Here is a 17,301-nt window from a genome sequence, read left to right as displayed (position 1 = left end):
TCATCAGAGGGCCTTGAAGTGGTCGAAGGGCTCGAGGCAGGCGCGGCACTCCCACAGCGACTTGCACGAGGTGGAACCGAAACGCGACACCTCGCGGGTGTCGAGCGAGCCGCAGCGCGGGCAGGCGACGCTGAGCTTCAGCCGGATCGGGCCGGCGGGAGCACGCCCGGTGGGCGGGGCGATGCCGTAGGCGGTGAGTTTGCGGCGGCCCTCGTCACTCATCCAGTCGGTCGTCCACGCGGGGGTCAGCGTCGTTCTCACGACGGCGTTGTCGAAGCCGGCCGAGGTGAGGGCGAGCACGATGTCGTCACGGATCGCTTCGACGGCCGGGCACCCCGAATAGGTCGGCGTGATCGTCACGGTGACGGTGTCGTCGTCGACGCGCACGTCGCGGAGCACTCCGAGGTCGTCGATCGTGAGCACCGGCACCTCGGGATCCACCACGGCAGCGACGACCTCGCGGGCGCGGTCGAGCGTCGCGGTCACCACGTCGCCCCCGGGTGACGGCGAGCCAGCACCTGCATCTCGGCGATCAGCGGACCGAACGAGGGGTGATGGATGCCACGGCGTCCGCCCGCGGACGAGGCGGGGATCGCCGGCGCGGCCACGTCCTCTTCCCGCAGCACAGCGGAGAGCACCTCGTCGACCCGCGAGCGCAGGGCCGAGGGACGGACGGCGATGCCGTCCAGGCGATCGTGCAGCGGCTCGTCGCGGAGCAGCTCGTCGAGGTACGGCCACGTGTCGTCGAGGGCGACGAGGAAGCGGCGGCGCGACTCGTCGGTACCGCCGGCGAGACGGAGGGTCCACTGCACGGCGTGGTCCCGGTGGTAGTCGACCTCTTTCTCGGCCTTCGCGGCGACGGCGGAGAGCACCGGGTCGGAGGAGGCCACGAGGTCGCGGTACAACTCCAGGAGGAAGGTCGAGGCGAGCAGCTGACGGGCGATGGTGTGCGCGAAGTCTCCGTTCGGAACCTCGAACAACCACGCGCTACGGAACTCCCGCTCGTCGCGCCAGTAAACCAGATCGTCTTCGCCGCGCCCGTCGTAGCTGCCGGCGTAGCGGAGCAGCGAGCGGGCGTGGCCGAGGAGGTCGAGGGCGATGTTGCCGAGGGCCACATCTTCTTCGATCTCGGGGGCGCGAGCGATCCAGCCGCAGAGGTTCTGCGCGAGGATCAGTGCGTCGTCGCCGAGGCGCAGCGCGTAGGCGGCGACGTCGGGATCGGTGGCGCGGTCCTCTCCCCCGGCGAGCTCGGCGGAGAGCTCGCGCGCGTCGAGGGAGACGTCGCCGTGGGGGTCGATGGCTTCGACGAGCTCAGCCACCGACGCGTGAACGCCTGGTCCCTGAGCCTGTCGAAGGGACCGGGACTCGTGATCGGTCGAGGTGTTCACAGGTGCGGCACCCCCTCGGACGCGGTGTAGTAGACGGCGTGCCGGTAGTTCTTGCCCGCGGGCGATTCGAAGAACGCACCCTTCGCTCCCGGGTCGCTCGTGGTCACGGCATCCGAGGGCACGACCCAGACCGACACACCCTCACCACGGCGCGTGTAGAGGTCCCGCGCGTTGCGGACAGCCAGTTCGGCGTCGGGGGCGTGCAGAGAGCCGACGTGCACGTGGCTCAGACCGCGGTTCGCGCGCACGAAGACCTCCCACAGGGGCCAGGTCTCGGCCGGGCTGCCGCCGGGAGTCGCCATCAGGCGGCCGCCGCGTCGGTGCCGGCAACGCTCTTCTTGGCCGCATAAGCCGCCGCGGCTTCGCGCACCCACGCACCCTCTTCGTGGGCGTCGCGGCGGTGCTGGCGGCGCATCGTGTTGAGCGGTCCGCGGCCGGCGAGCACCTCATGGAACTCGCTCCAGTCGATCTCGCCCATGTCGTACTGGCCCGTCTCCTCGTCGAAGCGCAAATCGGGGTCGGGCAGCGTCACGCCGAGTACCGCGGCCTGCGGCACGAGCATCGACACGAAGCGCTGGCGCAGCACGTCGTTGCTGAAGCGCTTGATGTTCCACGCCGTCGACTGCGCGGAGTTGGGGGAATCGTCGTCGGGGGGACCGAACATCATCAGGCTCGGCCAGTACCACCGGTTCACGGCATCCTGAGCCATCTCGCGCTGCGCCTCGGTGCCCTGCATGAGCGTCAGCAGGATCTCGAACCCCTGGCGCTGGTGGAACGACTCCTCTTTGCAGATGCGCACCATCGCGCGGCCGTACGGCCCATAGGAGGCGCGGCACAGCGGCACCTGGTTGCAGATCGCGGCTCCGTCGACGAGCCACCCGATCGCGCCCATATCGGCCCAGGTGGGGGTGGGGTAGTTGAAGATCGACGAGTAGCGCGCCTTCCCGTCGACGAGCTGCTGCGTCATCTCGTCACGCGTGATGCCGAGGGTCTGCGCCGCCGAGTAGAGGTAGAGGCCGTGGCCCGCTTCGTCCTGCACCTTGGCGAGAAGGATCGACTTGCGCTTGAGACTCGGCGCCCGGGTGATCCACGCTCCCTCGGGCTGCATGCCGATGATCTCGGAGTGCGCGTGCTGGGAGATTTGCCTGATCAGGGTGCGGCGGTAGCCCTCCGGCATCCAGTCCCGGGGTTCGATCCGACCGTCGGCCTCAATCAGGGCGTCGAACATCGCCTCGCCGTCGCTTGCGGCGGGCACGGCATCCGTACGGGGTGCGGTCATCGTCATCGTCGACTCCTTTTACAGACCGATCGTTCAGTAAAAATGTAGCGGAGGGTGGGAAGCACCGCAACGGGCGTGATTCTCGGAACCCGAGAGTGTGAGGTGGATACATGGCCGACACCGCGATCTTCGACGTCGACGGCACCCTCGTCGACACCAATTACCAGCACGCCCTCGCCTGGTATCGGTCGTTCCTCCGGTTCGACATCGTCCTGCCGATCTGGCGGATCCACCGGTCGATCGGCATGGGCGGCGACCAGCTCGTCCCCTCCCTCACCGACGATGACATCGAACGCGAGCACGGCGACGCGCTGCGCGAGGCGTGGACGGAGGAGTTCGCGCCTCTCATCGACGAGGTCCGCCCCTTCGACGGGGCGCACGACCTGCTCGCCGCGGTGAAGAAGCGCGGATTCCAGGTCGTGCTCGCGAGTTCCGGCAAGAGCGAGCACGTCGAGCACTTCCTCGACCTGGTCGACGCGCGCGACCTCGCCGACGCGTGGACCACCTCCGACGACGTGGAGGCGAGCAAGCCCGCCCCCGACCTCGTGCAGACGGCGCTCGAGCGCGTCTCGGGGACGGGCGGGATCATGATCGGCGACTCCCCCTGGGATGCGATCGCCGCGGCGAAAGCCGACATCGACACGGTCGCGGTGCGCACGGGCGGCTTCTCCCCCGAGGAGTTGCGCGAGGCCGGGGCCACGCACGTCTTCGACAGCCTCCGCGACCTGATCGCCGGACTCGACGACACGCCGCTCGCACGCGCGGGCGCCTGAGCGGCCGGTGCGCGCGGCCGGGGCGCGCGGCCGGCGCGCGCGGCGGCACCGACCCGCGATCGCCGGCGAGGACGCATCGGTTCGTCGAGACCGCACTCGATCCACGCGAAACGGGTACGTCCTCGGCGAACGGGGACGTCCTCGGCGAACGGCACGGCCCCGCGGGCGTGGCGTGCGCGGGCGCGGCGCGCGCGGCACCGGCCCGGGCCGCGAGGTCAACGCAGGTCGTACACGCGCTTGTACTTGCCCTCGCTGCGCGGCAGCACCCCGGGCTCTTCGACGCGCACGTCGACACTCGTGCCGATGAGCACCTTGATGCGCTGCTGCAGCACGACACCGGCCGCCTCGCAGACCTCGCGCTCCAGGGCGGGATGCCGCTCGATGCGCACGGTCATGGCATCCATGCGCCCCTCGCGACGCAGTTCGAGAACGAAGTGCGGCGTGAGCTTCTCGATACCGAGCACGATCTCCTCGATCTGCGTCGGGAAGAGATTGACGCCGCGCAGGATGATCATGTCGTCGTTGCGGCCGGTGATCTTCTCGATGCGCCGCATCGCGGGGAACGCCGTGCCCGGCTGCAGACGCGTGAGGTCGCGGGTGCGGTAGCGGATGACGGGGAACGCCTCCTTGGTGAGAGAGGTGAAGACGAGTTCGCCGAGTTCGCCGTCGGCGACCTGCTGACCGGTTTCACCGTCGATCGTCTCGGGAAGGAAGTGGTCTTCCCAGATGTGCGGTCCGTCTTTCGTCAGGGCGCTTTCGGATGCCACCCCCGGGCCCATCACTTCGCTCAAGCCGTAGATGTCGACGGCGGTGATGTCGAGGCGACGCTCGATCTCGCGGCGCATCTCGTTGGTCCACGGCTCCGCTCCGAGGACCGCGACCCGGAGCGACGTCGAGCGCGGGTCGACGCCCGCCGCCTCGAGCGCGTCGGCGATGGTAAGGAGGTAGCTCGGCGTGCAGAGGATGGCATCCGGTTCGAAGTCCTGGATGAGCTGCGCTTGCCGCGCGGTCTGGCCGCCCGACATCGGGATGACGGTCGCGCCGAGTCGCTCGATGCCCGCGTGGGCGCCGAGTCCGCCGGTGAACAGCCCGTAGCCGTAGGCGTTGTGCACCCGATCACCGGGGCGGATGCCTGCGGCGCTCAGCGACCGTGCCACGAGGTCGGCCCAGCGGTCGAGGTCGCCCGCGGTGTAGCCGACGACGGTGGGGCGGCCGGTCGTGCCGGACGAGGCGTGGATGCGGCGGACGTCGGGCATCGGCACCGCGAACATGCCGAAGGGGTAGGTCTCGCGCAGGTCGGCCTTGGTCGTGAACGGCAGCAGGCGGATGTCGTCGAGGCTGCGGATGTCGTCGGGGTGCACCCCGGCCTCATCGAAGGTCCGCCGGTACAGCGCGACGTTCTCGTACGCGTGGCGCACGGTCCAGCGCAGGCGCTCGAGCTGCAGCGCGCGCAGGCGCTCGAGCGGGATGCCGGTGGGATCGGTGGATGCCCGCAGATCGGGGCGCGAGGAAACGGTCATGGTCATCGAGACACCTCCGTGGTGGAGAGCGCGGCGCTGCGCTCGGGGTCGAGGTCGCGCGGGGGGCGGGGGCCGGAGGCTTCGACGGGCTCAGCCACCGGCGCGGGGGGCTCAGCCGCCGGCGGCCTCCGATCCGTCGTGATGCTGCGGCCGCGCACCTCGGCGACGAGGTCGCCCGTCTCGTCCGTCACGCGGATGTCATACAGGCCCGTGCGGCCGCTCCGCGCGCGGCGGGCGGCGGTCGCCGTGAGCGTCTGCCCCGCCGTCGTGGACTTCAGGAACGTGATGTCGGCGCCGCCGGCGACCGTCACGCGCTCGTCCTCGTTGCAGGCGATCGCGAACGCGGTGTCGGCGAGGGTGAACACGAGCCCGCCGTGAGTGATCGCGAAGCCGTTCAGCATGTCGTCGCGCACGGTCATCGACACGCGCGATTCTCCCGGCGCGTCGTGCTCGACGACCATGCCGAGCATCGCCGACGCCCGGTCGTTCCGCATCATGGGCCGGAGGGTCACGCGGGCACCGCCACGGGAGCTGGGGTCCAGGTCTTCGCGACGAGCGTGAGCACGTCGTATTGCGCGACGATCTCGTCGTCCTGGTTGCGGATGACGGCATCCCACCGCACCTCGCCGTAGGCGTCGGTCTCGCGCGGGGTGATCTGCTTCGCGGTCAGCGCGACGCGGATGCGGTCGCCGGGTGAGACGGGGGTGAGAAAGCGGAGGTTCTCCAGGCCCGAGTTCGCGAGCACCGGGCCGGGCGCCGGATCCACGAACAGACCCGCCGCCCACGACACGAGCAGGTAGCCGTGCGCGACGCGCCCCGGGAAGAAGGGGTTGGCCGCCGCCGACTCTTCGTCCATGTGGGCGTAGAACGTGTCGCCGGTGAAAGTCGCGAACACCTCGATGTCGTCGAGGGTCACCTCGCGTTCGGCCGACTCCACGGCATCCCCGATCCGCAGGTCCGAGAGCGGCTTGCGGAACGGGTGGGTGCCGACGGTGTCGGTCTCGGCTCCCGGATGCCAGACCCCGGTCAGCGCGGTCAGCATGCGCGGGGAGCCCTGGATCGCGGTGCGCTGCATGGAGTGGAGCACCGAGCGGATGCCGCCGAGCTCCTCGCCGCCGCCCGCGCGGCCGGGTCCGCCGTGCACGAGGTGCGGCACGGGGGCGCCGTGACCGGTCGAGGTGCGGGCGTCGTCGCGGTCGAGGAAGAGCACGCGACCGTTCATGGCGCCCATGCGGGTCAGCAGTTCGATCGCGACGTCGGGGTCGTGGGTCGCGACGCTGGTGACGAGCGAGCCGCCGCCGCGCCCAACGATCGCCGCGGCGTCCGCGACGTCGGCGTACTCGACGATGCTCGCGACGGGTCCGAAGGCCTCGATCTCGTTGACGGCCGTGGTCGTGGCATCCGCGAAGGAAAGGACCATCGGTTGCAGGAACGCACCGCCCTCGGGCAGCCCCTGCGGTGCCTCGTCCGAGCCGACCACGAACCGTCCGCCCGCATCGCGGAGCGCCCGCACCTGACGCAACACCTCGTCGCGCTGCGCGATCGAGACGACCGGACCCATCGTCACGCCCTCGGCGCCGGGGTCGCCGATGACGACGCGCTCGGCGATCCTCTCCCGCAGCGCGTGGGCCACGGCATCCGTCATCCCGCTCGGCACGATCGCACGGCGGATCGCGGTGCACTTCTGGCCCGCCTTGGTCGTGAGCTCGACGAGCAGTTGCTTGACATAGGCGTCGAACTCGGGGGTGCCAGGCGCCGCGTCGGGGCCGAGGATCGAGGCGTTGATCGAGTCGGTCTCGCTCGTGAAGCGCACTCCGGGCTTCGCCTGGGCACGGAGGCGCTCGGCGGTGGACGCGCTGCCGGTGAAACCGACGGTGTCGCCGAGGTCGAGGAGGTCGAACAGGCCCGGGACGCTTCCGCTCACCAGCTGCAGCGACCCCTCGGGGAGCAGCCCCGTCTCGACGACGATCCGCACCCACGCTTCGGCGATATACGCCGTCGGGGTCGCGGGCTTGACGATCGTGGGGAGTCCCGCGAGGAACGCGGGCGCGAACTTCTCGAGTGCTCCCCACATCGGGAAATTGAACGCGTTGATCTGCACCGCGACGCCCGGAAGGCGTGTGTAGACGTGACGACCGAGGAACGATCCGTCTTTGGACAGCGGCTCGATGGGCCCGTCGAGCACGACCTGTCCGGCGGGCAGCTCGCGCCGCGCCTTCGACGAGAAGGTGAACAGCACGCCGATGCCGCCGTCGATGTCGCTGAGCGAGTCACGGCGCGTCGACCCGGACCGCTCCGACAGGGCGTAGAGCTCTTCGCGACGCTCGTTCAGCGTGATCGCAAGGCTCTTCAACACCATCGCGCGCTGGTGGAAGGTCAGGGCGCCGAGGCTCTTCTGGCCGGTCGAGCGGGCGTAGGCGACGGCTCCCGCCAGGTCGAGCCCCTTCGTGCTGACCCGCACGATCTCCTCACCCGTGGAGGCATCGCGCACGATCGCGGCGTCGGGGTCGTCCGCCGGCGTCCACCACGCGCCGTTCACGTAGCTGGGGAGATACGTCATCACTCGCTCCATTCGTAGAATCCGCGGCCGCTCTTGCGGCCCAGGTGGCCCTCTGCGACGAGCTCTCGCAGCAGCGCGGGCGGGGTGAAGCGTGCGCCGAACGCGCGCTCGAGTTCTTCGGCGATGCCCAGGCGCACGTCGAGGCCGACGATGTCGGTGGTGCGGAGCGGGCCCATCGGATGCCGGTACCCCAGCTCCATCGCCGTGTCGATGTCTCGTGCCGAGGCGACGCCCTCCTCGACCATCCGGATCGCCTCGAGGCCGAGGGCGACCCCGAGGCGGCTCGACGCGAAGCCGGGCGCATCGCGCACCACGACGGCGGTCTTGCCGATGGCCTCGACCCAGGTCGTGGCCGCGCTGACGACCTCCGGCGCGGTGGCCGCTCCCGTGACGACCTCGACGAGCGCCGAGGCGGGCACGGGGTTGAAGAAGTGCAGGCCGAGGAACCTGTCGGGCCGGGCGAGCGACCCGGCGAGCGCATCGATCGAGATGGAGGAGGTATTGGATGCCACGACCGCTCCCGCGTCGACGACGCCCTCGATGCGGGCAAGGGCATCGAGTTTGAGGGCGCGATCCTCGGGAACGGCCTCGATCACGAGGCCGGCGCCGGCGAACGCGGCGAGGTCGGCGCTCGTCGTCAGCGCCTCGGCATCCGGAACCGTCGTCCCGCGGGCGGCGGAGCGGGCAAGAGCCGTCTCGACGCGGTCACGGGCGGCGTCAGCGGCCTCGACGTCGCGCTCGACGACGTGTACGCGGGCGCCGGCGAGCAGGAACGCGTGCGCGATCCCCGCACCCATGCGGCCTCCGCCGAGCACGCCGACGGCCGCGGGGAGGGATGCCGCGGGCCCGGCCGACGTGGCCTCGGGCGCGGACGTGGTGTCGGGAAGGGTCACTTCTTCTTCCTCTCGAGGAACGCGGTCATCCGCTGGTGCTTGTCGGCGCTGTCGAACAGCTCGGCCTGGAGCTCCCCGTCGATCGCGGGGTGCTCCGCGCGAGGCGCGAGGAGAGCGCGCTTGGTGAGGATGATCGCGCGCGGGGAGTTCGCCGCGACGCGATCGACGATCGCGTGCGCAGCGTCGAGCAGATGGCCGGGCTCGTGGATGCTCGACAGCAGACCCCACGCCAGGGCCTCGTCGGCGTCGATCACGCGCGTGGTGAGCAGCAGCTCGCTCGCGCGGGCGTGGCCGACGATCTCGGGCAGCCGCCACGACGCTCCCGCGGCGGCGATGATGCCGAGACCCGGCTCGGGGTTGCCGAAGCGCACGCGCGGGGTGCCGATCCGGATGTCGGCGGCGTACGCGAGCTCGGCTCCCCCGCCGAGCGCGTACCCGTCGACGGCGGCGATGACCGGCATCGGCAGGTGGCGGATGCGGTCGAAGACGGTGGCGTTGATGCCGCGGCGGGCGTCGTCGCCGGTGCGCTCGCGCAGCTGGGCGATGTCGGCTCCGGCGGCGAAGATGCCCCCGGTGCCGGTGACGATGAGGGCACGCGGGCGCTCCTCGAGCTCTGCGCAGAGCGCGTGGAGGTCGTCGACCATGGACTGATCGATCGCATTGCGCCGCTCGGGTCGGTCGAGGGTGGCGACGACGCGGTCGTCGCGGGTCTCGATGCGGAGGGTGTCAGCCATCGATCCGCTCCACGATCATCGCGGTGCCCTGGCCGACGCCGACGCACATCGTGGCGAGGCCGTACCGCGCGTCTTCGCGCTCCAGGCGTCCGAGCAGCGTCACGAGCAAACGGCTGCCGCTGGACCCGAGCGGGTGCCCGAGCGCGATCGCCCCACCGTCGGCGTTGACGATCTCGGGGTCGAGGCCGAGCCGGCGGATGCACGCGAGCGACTGCGAGGCGAACGCCTCGTTGAGCTCGACGGCCCCGAGATCGGATGCCGAGAGCCCCGCCTTCGCGAGTGCCTTCTCGGTCGCGGGGACGGGTCCGAGCCCCATGACCTCGGGCGCGACGCCCGCGGAGGCGTGCGCGACGATTCGGGCGCGAGGACGCAGACCGTAACTCTCGACGGCGGCCGCGCCGGCCACGACGATCGCGGACGCTCCATCGTTGAGCGAGCTGGAGTTCCCCGCCGTCACCACCGCCCCGCCCGCGACGACCGGCCGCAGCCGCGCCAGCGCGTCGAGGGAGGTGTCGCGGCGCGGACCCTCATCGGTGTCGACGACGCCCCGGGCGGTCTCGACGGCGACGATCTCGTGCGCGAAGTGCCCGGCATCCTGAGCGCGGACCGCGTGTTCGTGGCTGCGCAGAGCGAACGCATCGGCGTCGGCGCGCGAGACGCCGTCGACGCGGGCCACCTCCTCGGCGGTCTCGGGCATGGCGTAGGTGGCCTTGTCGCGCGCGGCGAGGCGCGGGTTGGTGAGGCGCCAGCCGATCGAGGTGTCGAACACGGCCCCCGGCTTCGCCCACGCGCGTTCCGGCTTCGCCTGCACCCAGGGGGCCCGCGTCATCGACTCGACGCCCCCGGCCACGACGACATCGGCATCTCCCGCGCGGACGGCCTGGGCGGCGAGCGCGATCGCGCTCATGCCCGAGGCGCAGAGTCGGTTCACCGTCAGCCCCGGAACGGCGTCCGGCAGCCCGGCGAGGAGGACGGCCATGCGAGCGACGTTGCGATTGTCTTCGCCGGCCTGATTCGCCGCGCCGAGGATCACGTCGTCGATCGCCTCGGCGGGAACGCCCGCACGGGCCACGGCTTCGCCGACGACGAGGGCCGCGAGGTCGTCGGGACGCACGGATGCCAGAGCCCCGCCGTACCGGCCGACCGGGGTGCGCGCACCGCCGATGAGAAACGCCTCCGACATCGCCATCCTCTCCCCCGCCGACTCTGGCGGGGTCGCCTCCCTCGCCCGCGAGGTTTTCCGACCGATCGTTCAGTAATCATGTCAGACGATGCCGCCGGAGGCAACGAGGCGGCGCGGCGGCCCCGGCTCCGACAGCGGCCGGTGCTGGCGCGCATGCCGCTGCCGAAATCACGCGATCCCGTCGAGCGCACACGTCACGACGGTGCACGAGCGTGTCACCTCGCGCGGATCGTGTGATCTCGCGGGAGGTGAGGGCGCGGGCGGACGGAGGGGACGGGGCGGGGGCTCAGGCGGGGCCGCGCCGCCACCAGGCGATCACGAAGATCACGAGCGAGATCTCGGTCGGGGCGACGAGCGCGTCCGCCTGGTCCTCCACGGCCTTCGACCCCGCGATCGCCGAGACCAGCACGACGAACGGCTTCTCGACCACGATCCCGTCCGTGTAGTCGTTCTGTCCCGTCTGTCCGGGCAGCATCGACAGGGTGAGGCGGTTGGTGGTGGCATCCATCTTCTCGGGGGTGAGCACCAACGACACGGCGCCCGGCGGGACATCGTCATCACCCCGCGAGACGACCTCGCTCCCGCGCGTACAGCACGACGACCGTGACGTAGAGCGCGACGATCGCCACGACGAGGCCGCCGACGCCGACGACGGTGCGACGACGGGGCCTCACAGTGCTGGTCACGGTGTCAGTGAGGCAGAGGGACGAGCCGGCGCACGGTTCTCCGCGCAGCGCGCGAACCGTGCCACGACGACCGCGCAAGCGAGCGCGCCCCGATAGCCTGGGACAGCACGCGTGGGGAGCTCGCCCGGCGTCGGACACTCGACGAGGAGGGGCCATGATCCTCATCACCGGAGCGACCGGATTCATCGGCGCCTACACGGCGCGGGCCGTGCGCGACCGCGGCCACGAGGTGATCGCCGTGAGCCGCTACGACTGGCGCGACGAGGCGAGGTTCATCCTCGGCGGCGACCTCCCCGACCTCGCACGGATCGACACCGGTGACCCCGCAGCCCTCGAGAGGCTGGTGCGGGAGCGGCGGCCGGACACGATCATCCACCTCGACGCGTACGTCAACCCGGTCGGACTCCGCGACGACCCCGTCCGCGCGGTCGAGGCGAACGTCGAGCCGACCCTCGCGCTGCTCGAGCTGTGTCGGCGCTACGGCGTCGGGCGGTTCGTCCTCGCGTCGACCGTCGCGGTCCTGCCGTCGATCAGATACGAACCGATCGACGCCGCGCATCCCCTGGTCACCCCTCGTGAGGGGCCCGCGGGCGGTTTCTACGGCGTCTCGAAGGCCGTGTCGGAGATGCTCGCCCTCGGGTATGCGGATGCCTTCCCGCTCGATGTCCGCATCGTTCGGCCGAGCGCGGTCTACGGCTTCGGCATGCAGTGGCCGATCGGCGTCAAACCGGTGGTCGAAGGCATCAGTGACGGACGCGAGGTCGACATCTCCACGAGCGGCCCGCCGCGAGACTTCACCCCGGTCCACGACGTCGCCGCGATCTTCGCAGCGGCCGCGGAGTGCGCCGCGGACAGCGACCGCGTGTTCTTCGCCGGAACCGGGCGGCCGCTCATCACGCCGGCCGAGTACCTCGACATCGTTCGCGCGACCTTCCCGCGAGCACGCGTGCGGGCGGTCGACGAGAACGCGGATCCCGCGGGGGTCGAGAGTCGATACCGCGGGGTGGTCGACATGACGCCCGTGCGCGAGCAGCTCGGGGTGGAGCCGGCCTTCGCCACCCTGGGTGACGGACTCGCGCATTACGCCGAGGCGTACCGGCGGTTCCGCGACACGCGGTAAGCGACGTCAGCCGAGGCCGACCGTGCACGTCTGCTGATCGGCGTTGGTCCCCGTCACGTTCTCGGGAAGATCCACGCGCACCTCGGGAGTCCCGGTGGAGGTCGCGCTCGGGTCAGGCGTCGGGGCGGTCTCCACGACCTCGACACCATTCCCCCCGGAGGGCTTGCCCGTGACGTTGAGAGGCTGGTTCGCCATCACGGCGGCGACGAGGGCGGTCGCCGAGTCGGTGTCGGGATCGACTTTGTTGGGGTTGGCGGAGTCATAGAACGTCGGGTACTGCACGAAGACGATGTCGGCGAAGGGGATGTCCTTCAGCGCCATGGCGAGCTGCACCATCGTCAACGGCTGGCGCAGGGATTCCGAGGGGGCGACGGCATCCGTCGCCGCGTAGGCGAGGCGGAGCATCGCGGCCGGGTCGGACAGGACGCCCTCGCTTCGTACCTTGCGCACGAGCGAGGTCATGAACTGCTGCTGGTTGCTGATGCGGCCGAGGTCGGAACCGTCACCGATGCCGTACCGCACGCGCAGGAAAGCCAGTGCCTGGGCCCCCTGCAGCGTGTGTTGGCCGGGCTCGAGCGTGAGCCCCGAGTCGGGGTCGTCGATGCCGTCGCCGGCGACACAGACGTCGACGCCGCCGATCGCGTTCGACATCTCGATGACGCCGCCCCAGGTGATCTTCGCGGCGAACTGGATCGGGATGCCGGTCAGCTCCTGGATCGTCAGCCAGGTGCACGGCATCCCGCCGTAGCCCATGGTGGCGTTGAGGGGCTGACCCGACATCTCCGGATAGTCGCCGCTGCCGTCTTCGCGGGGGCACGCGGGGACGGGCACGATCATGTCGCGCGGGAAACTGATGACCGTCGCGCGGCGCGGAGCGTCGGAGACGTGGACCAGCATCGTGACGTCGTTGCGCTCGCCACCGTCGTCTTCTTCGCAGCGGGCCCCGAACTGCCCGGCGATCTCCGGCTCGCAGAGGTCACTGCCTACGAGAAGCATGCTGAAACCGCCTTTGAGCGCACTGATGTCGGGCGGCAGCTCCACGCCGTCAGGAGCGGCGAAGGACTCCTCGGCGAGTTGTCCGTCGAGCTGACCGACGATGAACGCGCCGACCCCGGCAGAGCTCGCGACGAGCACCAGGGCGGAGATGCCGAGCACGGCGAGCAGGCGTTTCCAGGCGTCGGCGGGCGACGACTTCGCGTGTCGAGCCCCGATGACAGATGTTCCGCGTCGCATTCGTCCCCCTCATGACCGGCCCGCTGATTGTGCCAGACGAGCCTGCGAGACGGCGGGTACCCGCGTGCGCGGCTCAGCCGCCCGTCGCTCCGCGGAAGGTGCGCAGCGCCGCGGCGAGCTCGGGGTGGTCGGCGGCGTAGGTGTCGAGGTCGATGCCCGCGAGCGCGGCATCCCAGGCCTGCCGGATACTGCGCACCCCCGCGGCAGGGCCCTCGGGGTGCGCCATGATGCCCCCGCCGCACACGTACATGAGGTCGTCGGTCCCGACCGCCGCATAGGTGTCCGCCGCCTGCTCGGCCGACTGCGCGGAGGAGAACACGGGCATCGCCGCGGGACCGCCGTTGATCGGCTCGAGGACGGCGCGCGCCGAGGCGATGACCGAGTCGTCGGGCTCCCAGAACTTGTTGCGCAGACCGTTGACGTGCAGGTGGTCGGCGCCCGCGAGGCGCCACAGCTGCTGCCAGACGCGATACGAGTAGCCGAGGACGGGGAAACGGGTCATGGCTCCCCAGCCGTTGCGGTGCGCGTGGATCGGCAGGGAGCTGTGCAGCCGCAGGTCGCGCAGCCCCGCGATGCCGACAGCGTTGACGCTCACCATGAGGCAGTTGCCCCCGCGCTCGGCGACGAGGTCCGCACGGCGGCGCATCTCGTCGATATCGCCGCTGAGGTTCACCGCGTAGAGCGGTCGACGGCCGGTCACCTCCGCCGCGCGGTCGAGACCACGCAGCACCGCGTCGAGACGATCCTCGAACGGCGAGTGCGGCGAGTCCGCCATGAGTTCGTCGTCCTTGATGAAGTCCAGGCCCGCCCGCGCGAGGTCTTCGGCCAGCGCGCCCGTCTGTTCGGGGGTCAGCCCGACGCTCGGCTTGATGATCGTGCCGATGATGGGGCCGGTGCGCACATCGGCGATCTCCCGCGTGCCGTCCACGCCGAACTGCGGACCGGGGTGCGCCGCACCGAACGCGGGAGGAAGGTCGAGATCGACGAGCCGGATGCCGGAGAGCTGCTGAAGTTCGAAGAGGTTTCCCGCCACGGTGGCCAAGAGATTGGGAAGGGCGGTGCCGACGTTCTCGAGGGGGAAGGACAGCTCGACCTCCCCACGTTGCACGGGACCGGCCCCTCGAGACCCCGACAGGGACGGCTCCCCGCCCTCACTCGTGAGCGTGACCCTCTCGACGCGCGCCGCGTGCCGGCGATGCAGCTCGGGCGTCTCCCCCGGGAGCGCGATGAACGTGCCGGTGGACTGCTCGCCCGCCATGGCCGCGGCGGCGCGATCGAGGCCGATCGAGGTCTCGATGACGTAGTGGGCGTGGATGCGGTCGGAGGTCATGAGGATGCTTTCGAATCGGGTGAGGGCGCGGACGCGATGACGCGCACCGCGTAGGGAGAGAGGGCGACGTCGATGCCGTCGACCGCACCGCGGCGCGAGCAGCCCGAGAGGTCGCCGATGAGCGTGCCGGTCTCGAGGGGAAGGGCCACGAGCCCTGCGCGCAGGTCCAGGATCGGTGCGCCGACGGTCGCCGAGCCGGCGACCGCGGCCCATACCTCGCCCGACGGGGTGAGGCGGCCGGTCGTGGCATCCGTCGCTCCGCGGGGACCGCTCAGCTCGAGCGCGGTCACCCGGGACACCCCCTCGGCGATCAGCGCCGCCAGGGTGGCGAGCAGCCACGCGGCGGCGAAGTCGTCGTGCTGGCGCGGGTCGACCGACTCGGGGTCGCGGCCGAGGCGATCGATGCGCCGCCCCTGCCGGTAGAGCGATCGCCGGGGCCGGAGGGTGAGGGCGCCGATGCCCACCGGCCGTCCCCCGCCGAGACGCCGAGCGGTGCGCAGCATGGTGGGCAGCGCCTCGGTCGTCTCGATGATCGACCGCTCGAAGCCGTCGTGCACCTGCGGCGTGAGGCTGAAGGTCACCTCGTCGGCCCCTTCCGGGTCGGGCGCACCGCGGGTGAACTCGGCGAGGTTGTCGTCGGTGCCGACGATGACCGCCGCGGTGCCGAGGTCATCGCCGAACGCGCGACGAACGCGGGCGGCGGAGCCCGCCGCCGTCACCGGAACGTCGACAGCGAAGACCAGCACCGCGCGCAGAGCCGCACCTCGCCGCCCGAGGCACTCCCGGATCACACCGAGACCGGGGTCGGGGTCGGAACCCAGGTGCAGCGCGAGTTCCAGCGGGACGTCGTCGCACGCGTCCAGCACGTCGAGACCTCGCACGCCGCCGCCCTCGCAGACCACGTCGACGCGCGCGTGGTCCGCGTGCAGCAGCGCGGCGCGGGTGCGGACGTCGTCGCCGCCGAGCGCGGCATCCGGGGGTCCGATCTGCACCCCCAGATCCGGGCGGGGACGCAGCGACGAACGATCGAGCTCGAGAGCGAAGTCATCTCGGGGGCCGTCTTCCGAGGCGACGGACTCGGCGGGACGCTCCCCGGTCACCCGCAGGTCGACCGCCTGACGCACCCCGTCCCCCGCCTCGAGTCGGTACGGGTAGGGCAGGGCGAGGGGGCGACTGTAGGTCTTGAACGACGCGTCCGACCAGTTGCGCTGGTCCTCGGTCTCGAAGACGTCACCCTCGAGAGCGATGTGCAGCCGACGCGCCTCGGCGACGTCGACGGCGAGACCCGTGATCGCCGACCACGGTTGATGGGGCGAGACGTCCACCGGAAAGCGGGAGCGGGAGCGGGTTCCGTCGGCGTGCGTCAGATCGACCTCCGCGCCGGACTGCGTCAACGGGTGCAGCACCACCAGACCGATGCGATTCGTCTCCACGGTTCCCTCGATGGCAGCGTCGGCGGAGTATCGCAGGCGATCCCCGCCGACGCGGATGCGCGTCGTCGCCTCGACAGCTCCCCTCGGAAAGTCGTGACGCGACCGCATCTCCACGACCACCTCCTCGTCGGCACGGCGGGTGACGCGCACCTCACGGTTGCCGACGACGGTCCCCCAGGCGTCGTCGCGGACGACGAACTGGATGCCGCGCGCGACTTCCGTCCCCGCGTAGGCCACGTGGCCGAGATCGCCCGTCGGGGCGAGGTCGAACTCCCAGCCCCCCACCGAGAAGCGTTCCGTCGTCGTCCGCGTCATCCGTCCCGCCCCCGCCGTCAGTGGTTGACGATCTCGTCGACGCTGGCCGCGATGATCTCGTCGTCGAACACGCGCTTCCAGTCGTCCTTGAACAGGATGTCCTTGGCCGTGGCGATGGCCTTGAGGGCCCCGTCGGAGAACGGCGACCCGATCTCCCCGAACACGATGGCCAGCTCGACGTTGACGTGGCCGAGGATGAAGGCGCGCGCCGCCTCCGCGGGAACGCCCCGGCGGACGGCCTCGTCCATCGCCTCCTTGATGATCGTCACGCACGTCGCCGCGGTGGTCTCGGCCAGCACCGGCTCGAGGAGGACCATGTTCTCCACGGTGATGCGATGCGCCGTCAGCACCGGGGCGAAGAAGGCGCGCACGACCTGCTCGGCCCGGTCGTAGTCGGCCTCGTCTCCCGAGATGAGCGCGATGACGACGTCCTGGCGGGCGGCGACGCCCCCGAAGTAGTCGGTCTGGGCGACCGGGTCGGTCTCGGAGTTGTTGAACACCGAGGGGTGGCACGGGTGGCAGGCGACGAAACTGACGTCGTCACGCTCGGGCAGGTGACCCGCGTACGGAGCTGCCGCGTCGAGGACGATGAGGGTCGCCCCGGTCTTCATCAACGGCACGGCCTGCTCGGCCACGACGCCGATGCGGTTGTCGGGCACCGCGAGGATCACGACATCGGCGGCCGAGACGGCATCCGCCAGGCTCGTCGGCGTCGCGCCGCGCTCGGCCAGTCGCGCGATACCGGCCTCGCTGGGCTCGACGAAGAGGAGGTCGTAGTCGGTGGAGAGGAGGTTGTCGGTGAGCCGGGAGCCCATCTTCCCTCCGGCGCCGACGAGGGCGATCGTGGTCATTGT

18 protein-coding genes are annotated in these 17,301 nt (G+C 71.1%); 2 read left to right on the top strand and 16 right to left on the bottom strand.

Translation table 11 applies throughout. The features are described from left to right. Window positions 1-3 precede the first annotated feature (3 nt). The 4 genes from paaJ to paaA all read right to left on the bottom strand — a co-directional run bounded on the left by paaJ (window position 4) and on the right by paaA (window position 2,673). Window positions 4-486 carry a phenylacetate-CoA oxygenase subunit PaaJ gene (gene paaJ, locus PIR02_13130; GenBank protein WZH35711.1) on the bottom strand — a complete coding sequence of 161 codons (483 nt, stop codon included), beginning with the start codon at window positions 484-486 and terminating at the stop codon, window positions 4-6. After that, a complete protein-coding gene (gene paaC / locus PIR02_13125; protein WZH35710.1) occupies window positions 483-1,319 on the bottom strand; it encodes a phenylacetate-CoA oxygenase subunit PaaC in 837 nt (278 codons plus the stop codon). The genes paaJ and paaC overlap by 4 nt, the downstream gene beginning before the upstream one ends. 65 nt (window positions 1,320-1,384) lie before the next feature. Further along, window positions 1,385-1,690 carry a 1,2-phenylacetyl-CoA epoxidase subunit B gene (paaB, locus tag PIR02_13120; GenBank protein ID WZH35709.1) on the bottom strand — a complete coding sequence of 102 codons (306 nt, stop codon included), beginning with the start codon at window positions 1,688-1,690 and terminating at the stop codon, window positions 1,385-1,387. Beyond that, the gene (gene paaA / locus PIR02_13115) at window positions 1,690-2,673 is read right to left on the bottom strand and encodes a 1,2-phenylacetyl-CoA epoxidase subunit A (protein WZH35708.1); all 984 of its coding nucleotides are present in this window, start codon (window positions 2,671-2,673) and stop codon (window positions 1,690-1,692) included. The genes paaB and paaA overlap by 1 nt, the downstream gene beginning before the upstream one ends. Before the next feature lie 104 nt (window positions 2,674-2,777). On the opposite strand from paaA, the gene PIR02_13110 reads away from it, so the two are divergent. Next, the gene (locus PIR02_13110) at window positions 2,778-3,440 is read left to right on the top strand and encodes an HAD family hydrolase (GenBank protein ID WZH35707.1); all 663 of its coding nucleotides are present in this window, start codon (window positions 2,778-2,780) and stop codon (window positions 3,438-3,440) included. A 215-nt stretch (window positions 3,441-3,655) separates the two neighbouring features. Here PIR02_13110 and paaF read toward each other — a convergent pair whose 3' ends face one another. The 8 genes from paaF to PIR02_13070 all read right to left on the bottom strand — a co-directional run bounded on the left by paaF (window position 3,656) and on the right by PIR02_13070 (window position 11,016). Continuing rightward, window positions 3,656-4,960 (bottom strand): phenylacetate--CoA ligase, encoded by a 1,305-nt coding sequence (gene paaF, locus PIR02_13105; protein ID WZH39002.1) that lies wholly within the window; start codon window positions 4,958-4,960, stop codon window positions 3,656-3,658. Window positions 4,961-4,962: 2 nt separating this feature from the next. Continuing rightward, entirely contained in the window at window positions 4,963-5,457 is a 495-nt protein-coding gene (paaI, locus tag PIR02_13100; GenBank protein WZH39001.1) for a hydroxyphenylacetyl-CoA thioesterase PaaI, read from the bottom strand. Between the two features lie 11 nt (window positions 5,458-5,468). Beyond that, the gene (paaZ, locus tag PIR02_13095; protein ID WZH35706.1) at window positions 5,469-7,520 is read right to left on the bottom strand and encodes a phenylacetic acid degradation bifunctional protein PaaZ; all 2,052 of its coding nucleotides are present in this window, start codon (window positions 7,518-7,520) and stop codon (window positions 5,469-5,471) included. After that, the gene (locus PIR02_13090) at window positions 7,520-8,413 is read right to left on the bottom strand and encodes a 3-hydroxyacyl-CoA dehydrogenase family protein (protein ID WZH35705.1); all 894 of its coding nucleotides are present in this window, start codon (window positions 8,411-8,413) and stop codon (window positions 7,520-7,522) included. The genes paaZ and PIR02_13090 overlap by 1 nt, the downstream gene beginning before the upstream one ends. Next, entirely contained in the window at window positions 8,410-9,147 is a 738-nt protein-coding gene (locus tag PIR02_13085; protein ID WZH35704.1) for an enoyl-CoA hydratase/isomerase family protein, read from the bottom strand. Before PIR02_13085 ends, PIR02_13090 begins: the two co-directional genes overlap by 4 nt. After that, window positions 9,140-10,330, bottom strand: coding sequence for an acetyl-CoA C-acyltransferase (locus PIR02_13080; protein WZH35703.1), 1,191 nt, complete (start codon window positions 10,328-10,330; stop codon window positions 9,140-9,142). Before PIR02_13080 ends, PIR02_13085 begins: the two co-directional genes overlap by 8 nt. Window positions 10,331-10,616: 286 nt before the next feature. Next, window positions 10,617-10,865: a hypothetical protein gene (locus PIR02_13075; GenBank protein ID WZH35702.1), complete on the bottom strand. Its 249-nt coding sequence runs from the start codon at window positions 10,863-10,865 to the stop codon at window positions 10,617-10,619. A 22-nt stretch (window positions 10,866-10,887) separates the two neighbouring features. After that, the gene (locus tag PIR02_13070) at window positions 10,888-11,016 is read right to left on the bottom strand and encodes a hypothetical protein (protein WZH35701.1); all 129 of its coding nucleotides are present in this window, start codon (window positions 11,014-11,016) and stop codon (window positions 10,888-10,890) included. Between the two features lie 154 nt (window positions 11,017-11,170). Between PIR02_13070 and PIR02_13065 the strand changes: the two genes are divergently transcribed. After that, window positions 11,171-12,136 (top strand): NAD(P)-dependent oxidoreductase, encoded by a 966-nt coding sequence (locus PIR02_13065; GenBank protein WZH35700.1) that lies wholly within the window; start codon window positions 11,171-11,173, stop codon window positions 12,134-12,136. 6 nt (window positions 12,137-12,142) lie between these two features. Here PIR02_13065 and PIR02_13060 read toward each other — a convergent pair whose 3' ends face one another. The 4 genes from PIR02_13060 to PIR02_13045 form a co-directional block, all read right to left on the bottom strand. Further along, on the bottom strand, window positions 12,143-13,369 hold the full coding sequence (locus tag PIR02_13060) for an LCP family protein (protein WZH35699.1): 1,227 nt from the start codon (window positions 13,367-13,369) through the stop codon (window positions 12,143-12,145). A gap of 73 nt (window positions 13,370-13,442) precedes the next feature. Beyond that, window positions 13,443-14,699, bottom strand: coding sequence for a ribulose-bisphosphate carboxylase large subunit family protein (locus tag PIR02_13055; protein ID WZH35698.1), 1,257 nt, complete (start codon window positions 14,697-14,699; stop codon window positions 13,443-13,445). Beyond that, window positions 14,696-16,447, bottom strand: coding sequence for a hypothetical protein (locus PIR02_13050; protein WZH35697.1), 1,752 nt, complete (start codon window positions 16,445-16,447; stop codon window positions 14,696-14,698). The genes PIR02_13055 and PIR02_13050 overlap by 4 nt, the downstream gene beginning before the upstream one ends. Before the next feature lie 17 nt (window positions 16,448-16,464). Continuing rightward, on the bottom strand, window positions 16,465-17,298 hold the full coding sequence (locus tag PIR02_13045) for a phosphogluconate dehydrogenase C-terminal domain-containing protein (GenBank protein ID WZH35696.1): 834 nt from the start codon (window positions 17,296-17,298) through the stop codon (window positions 16,465-16,467). Window positions 17,299-17,301 lie beyond the last annotated feature (3 nt).

This window comes from Microbacterium enclense (assembly GCA_038182865.1).
Taxonomy (GTDB): domain Bacteria; phylum Actinomycetota; class Actinomycetes; order Actinomycetales; family Microbacteriaceae; genus Microbacterium; species Microbacterium enclense_B.
This window is presented reverse-complemented; position numbering and strand designations above follow the sequence as displayed.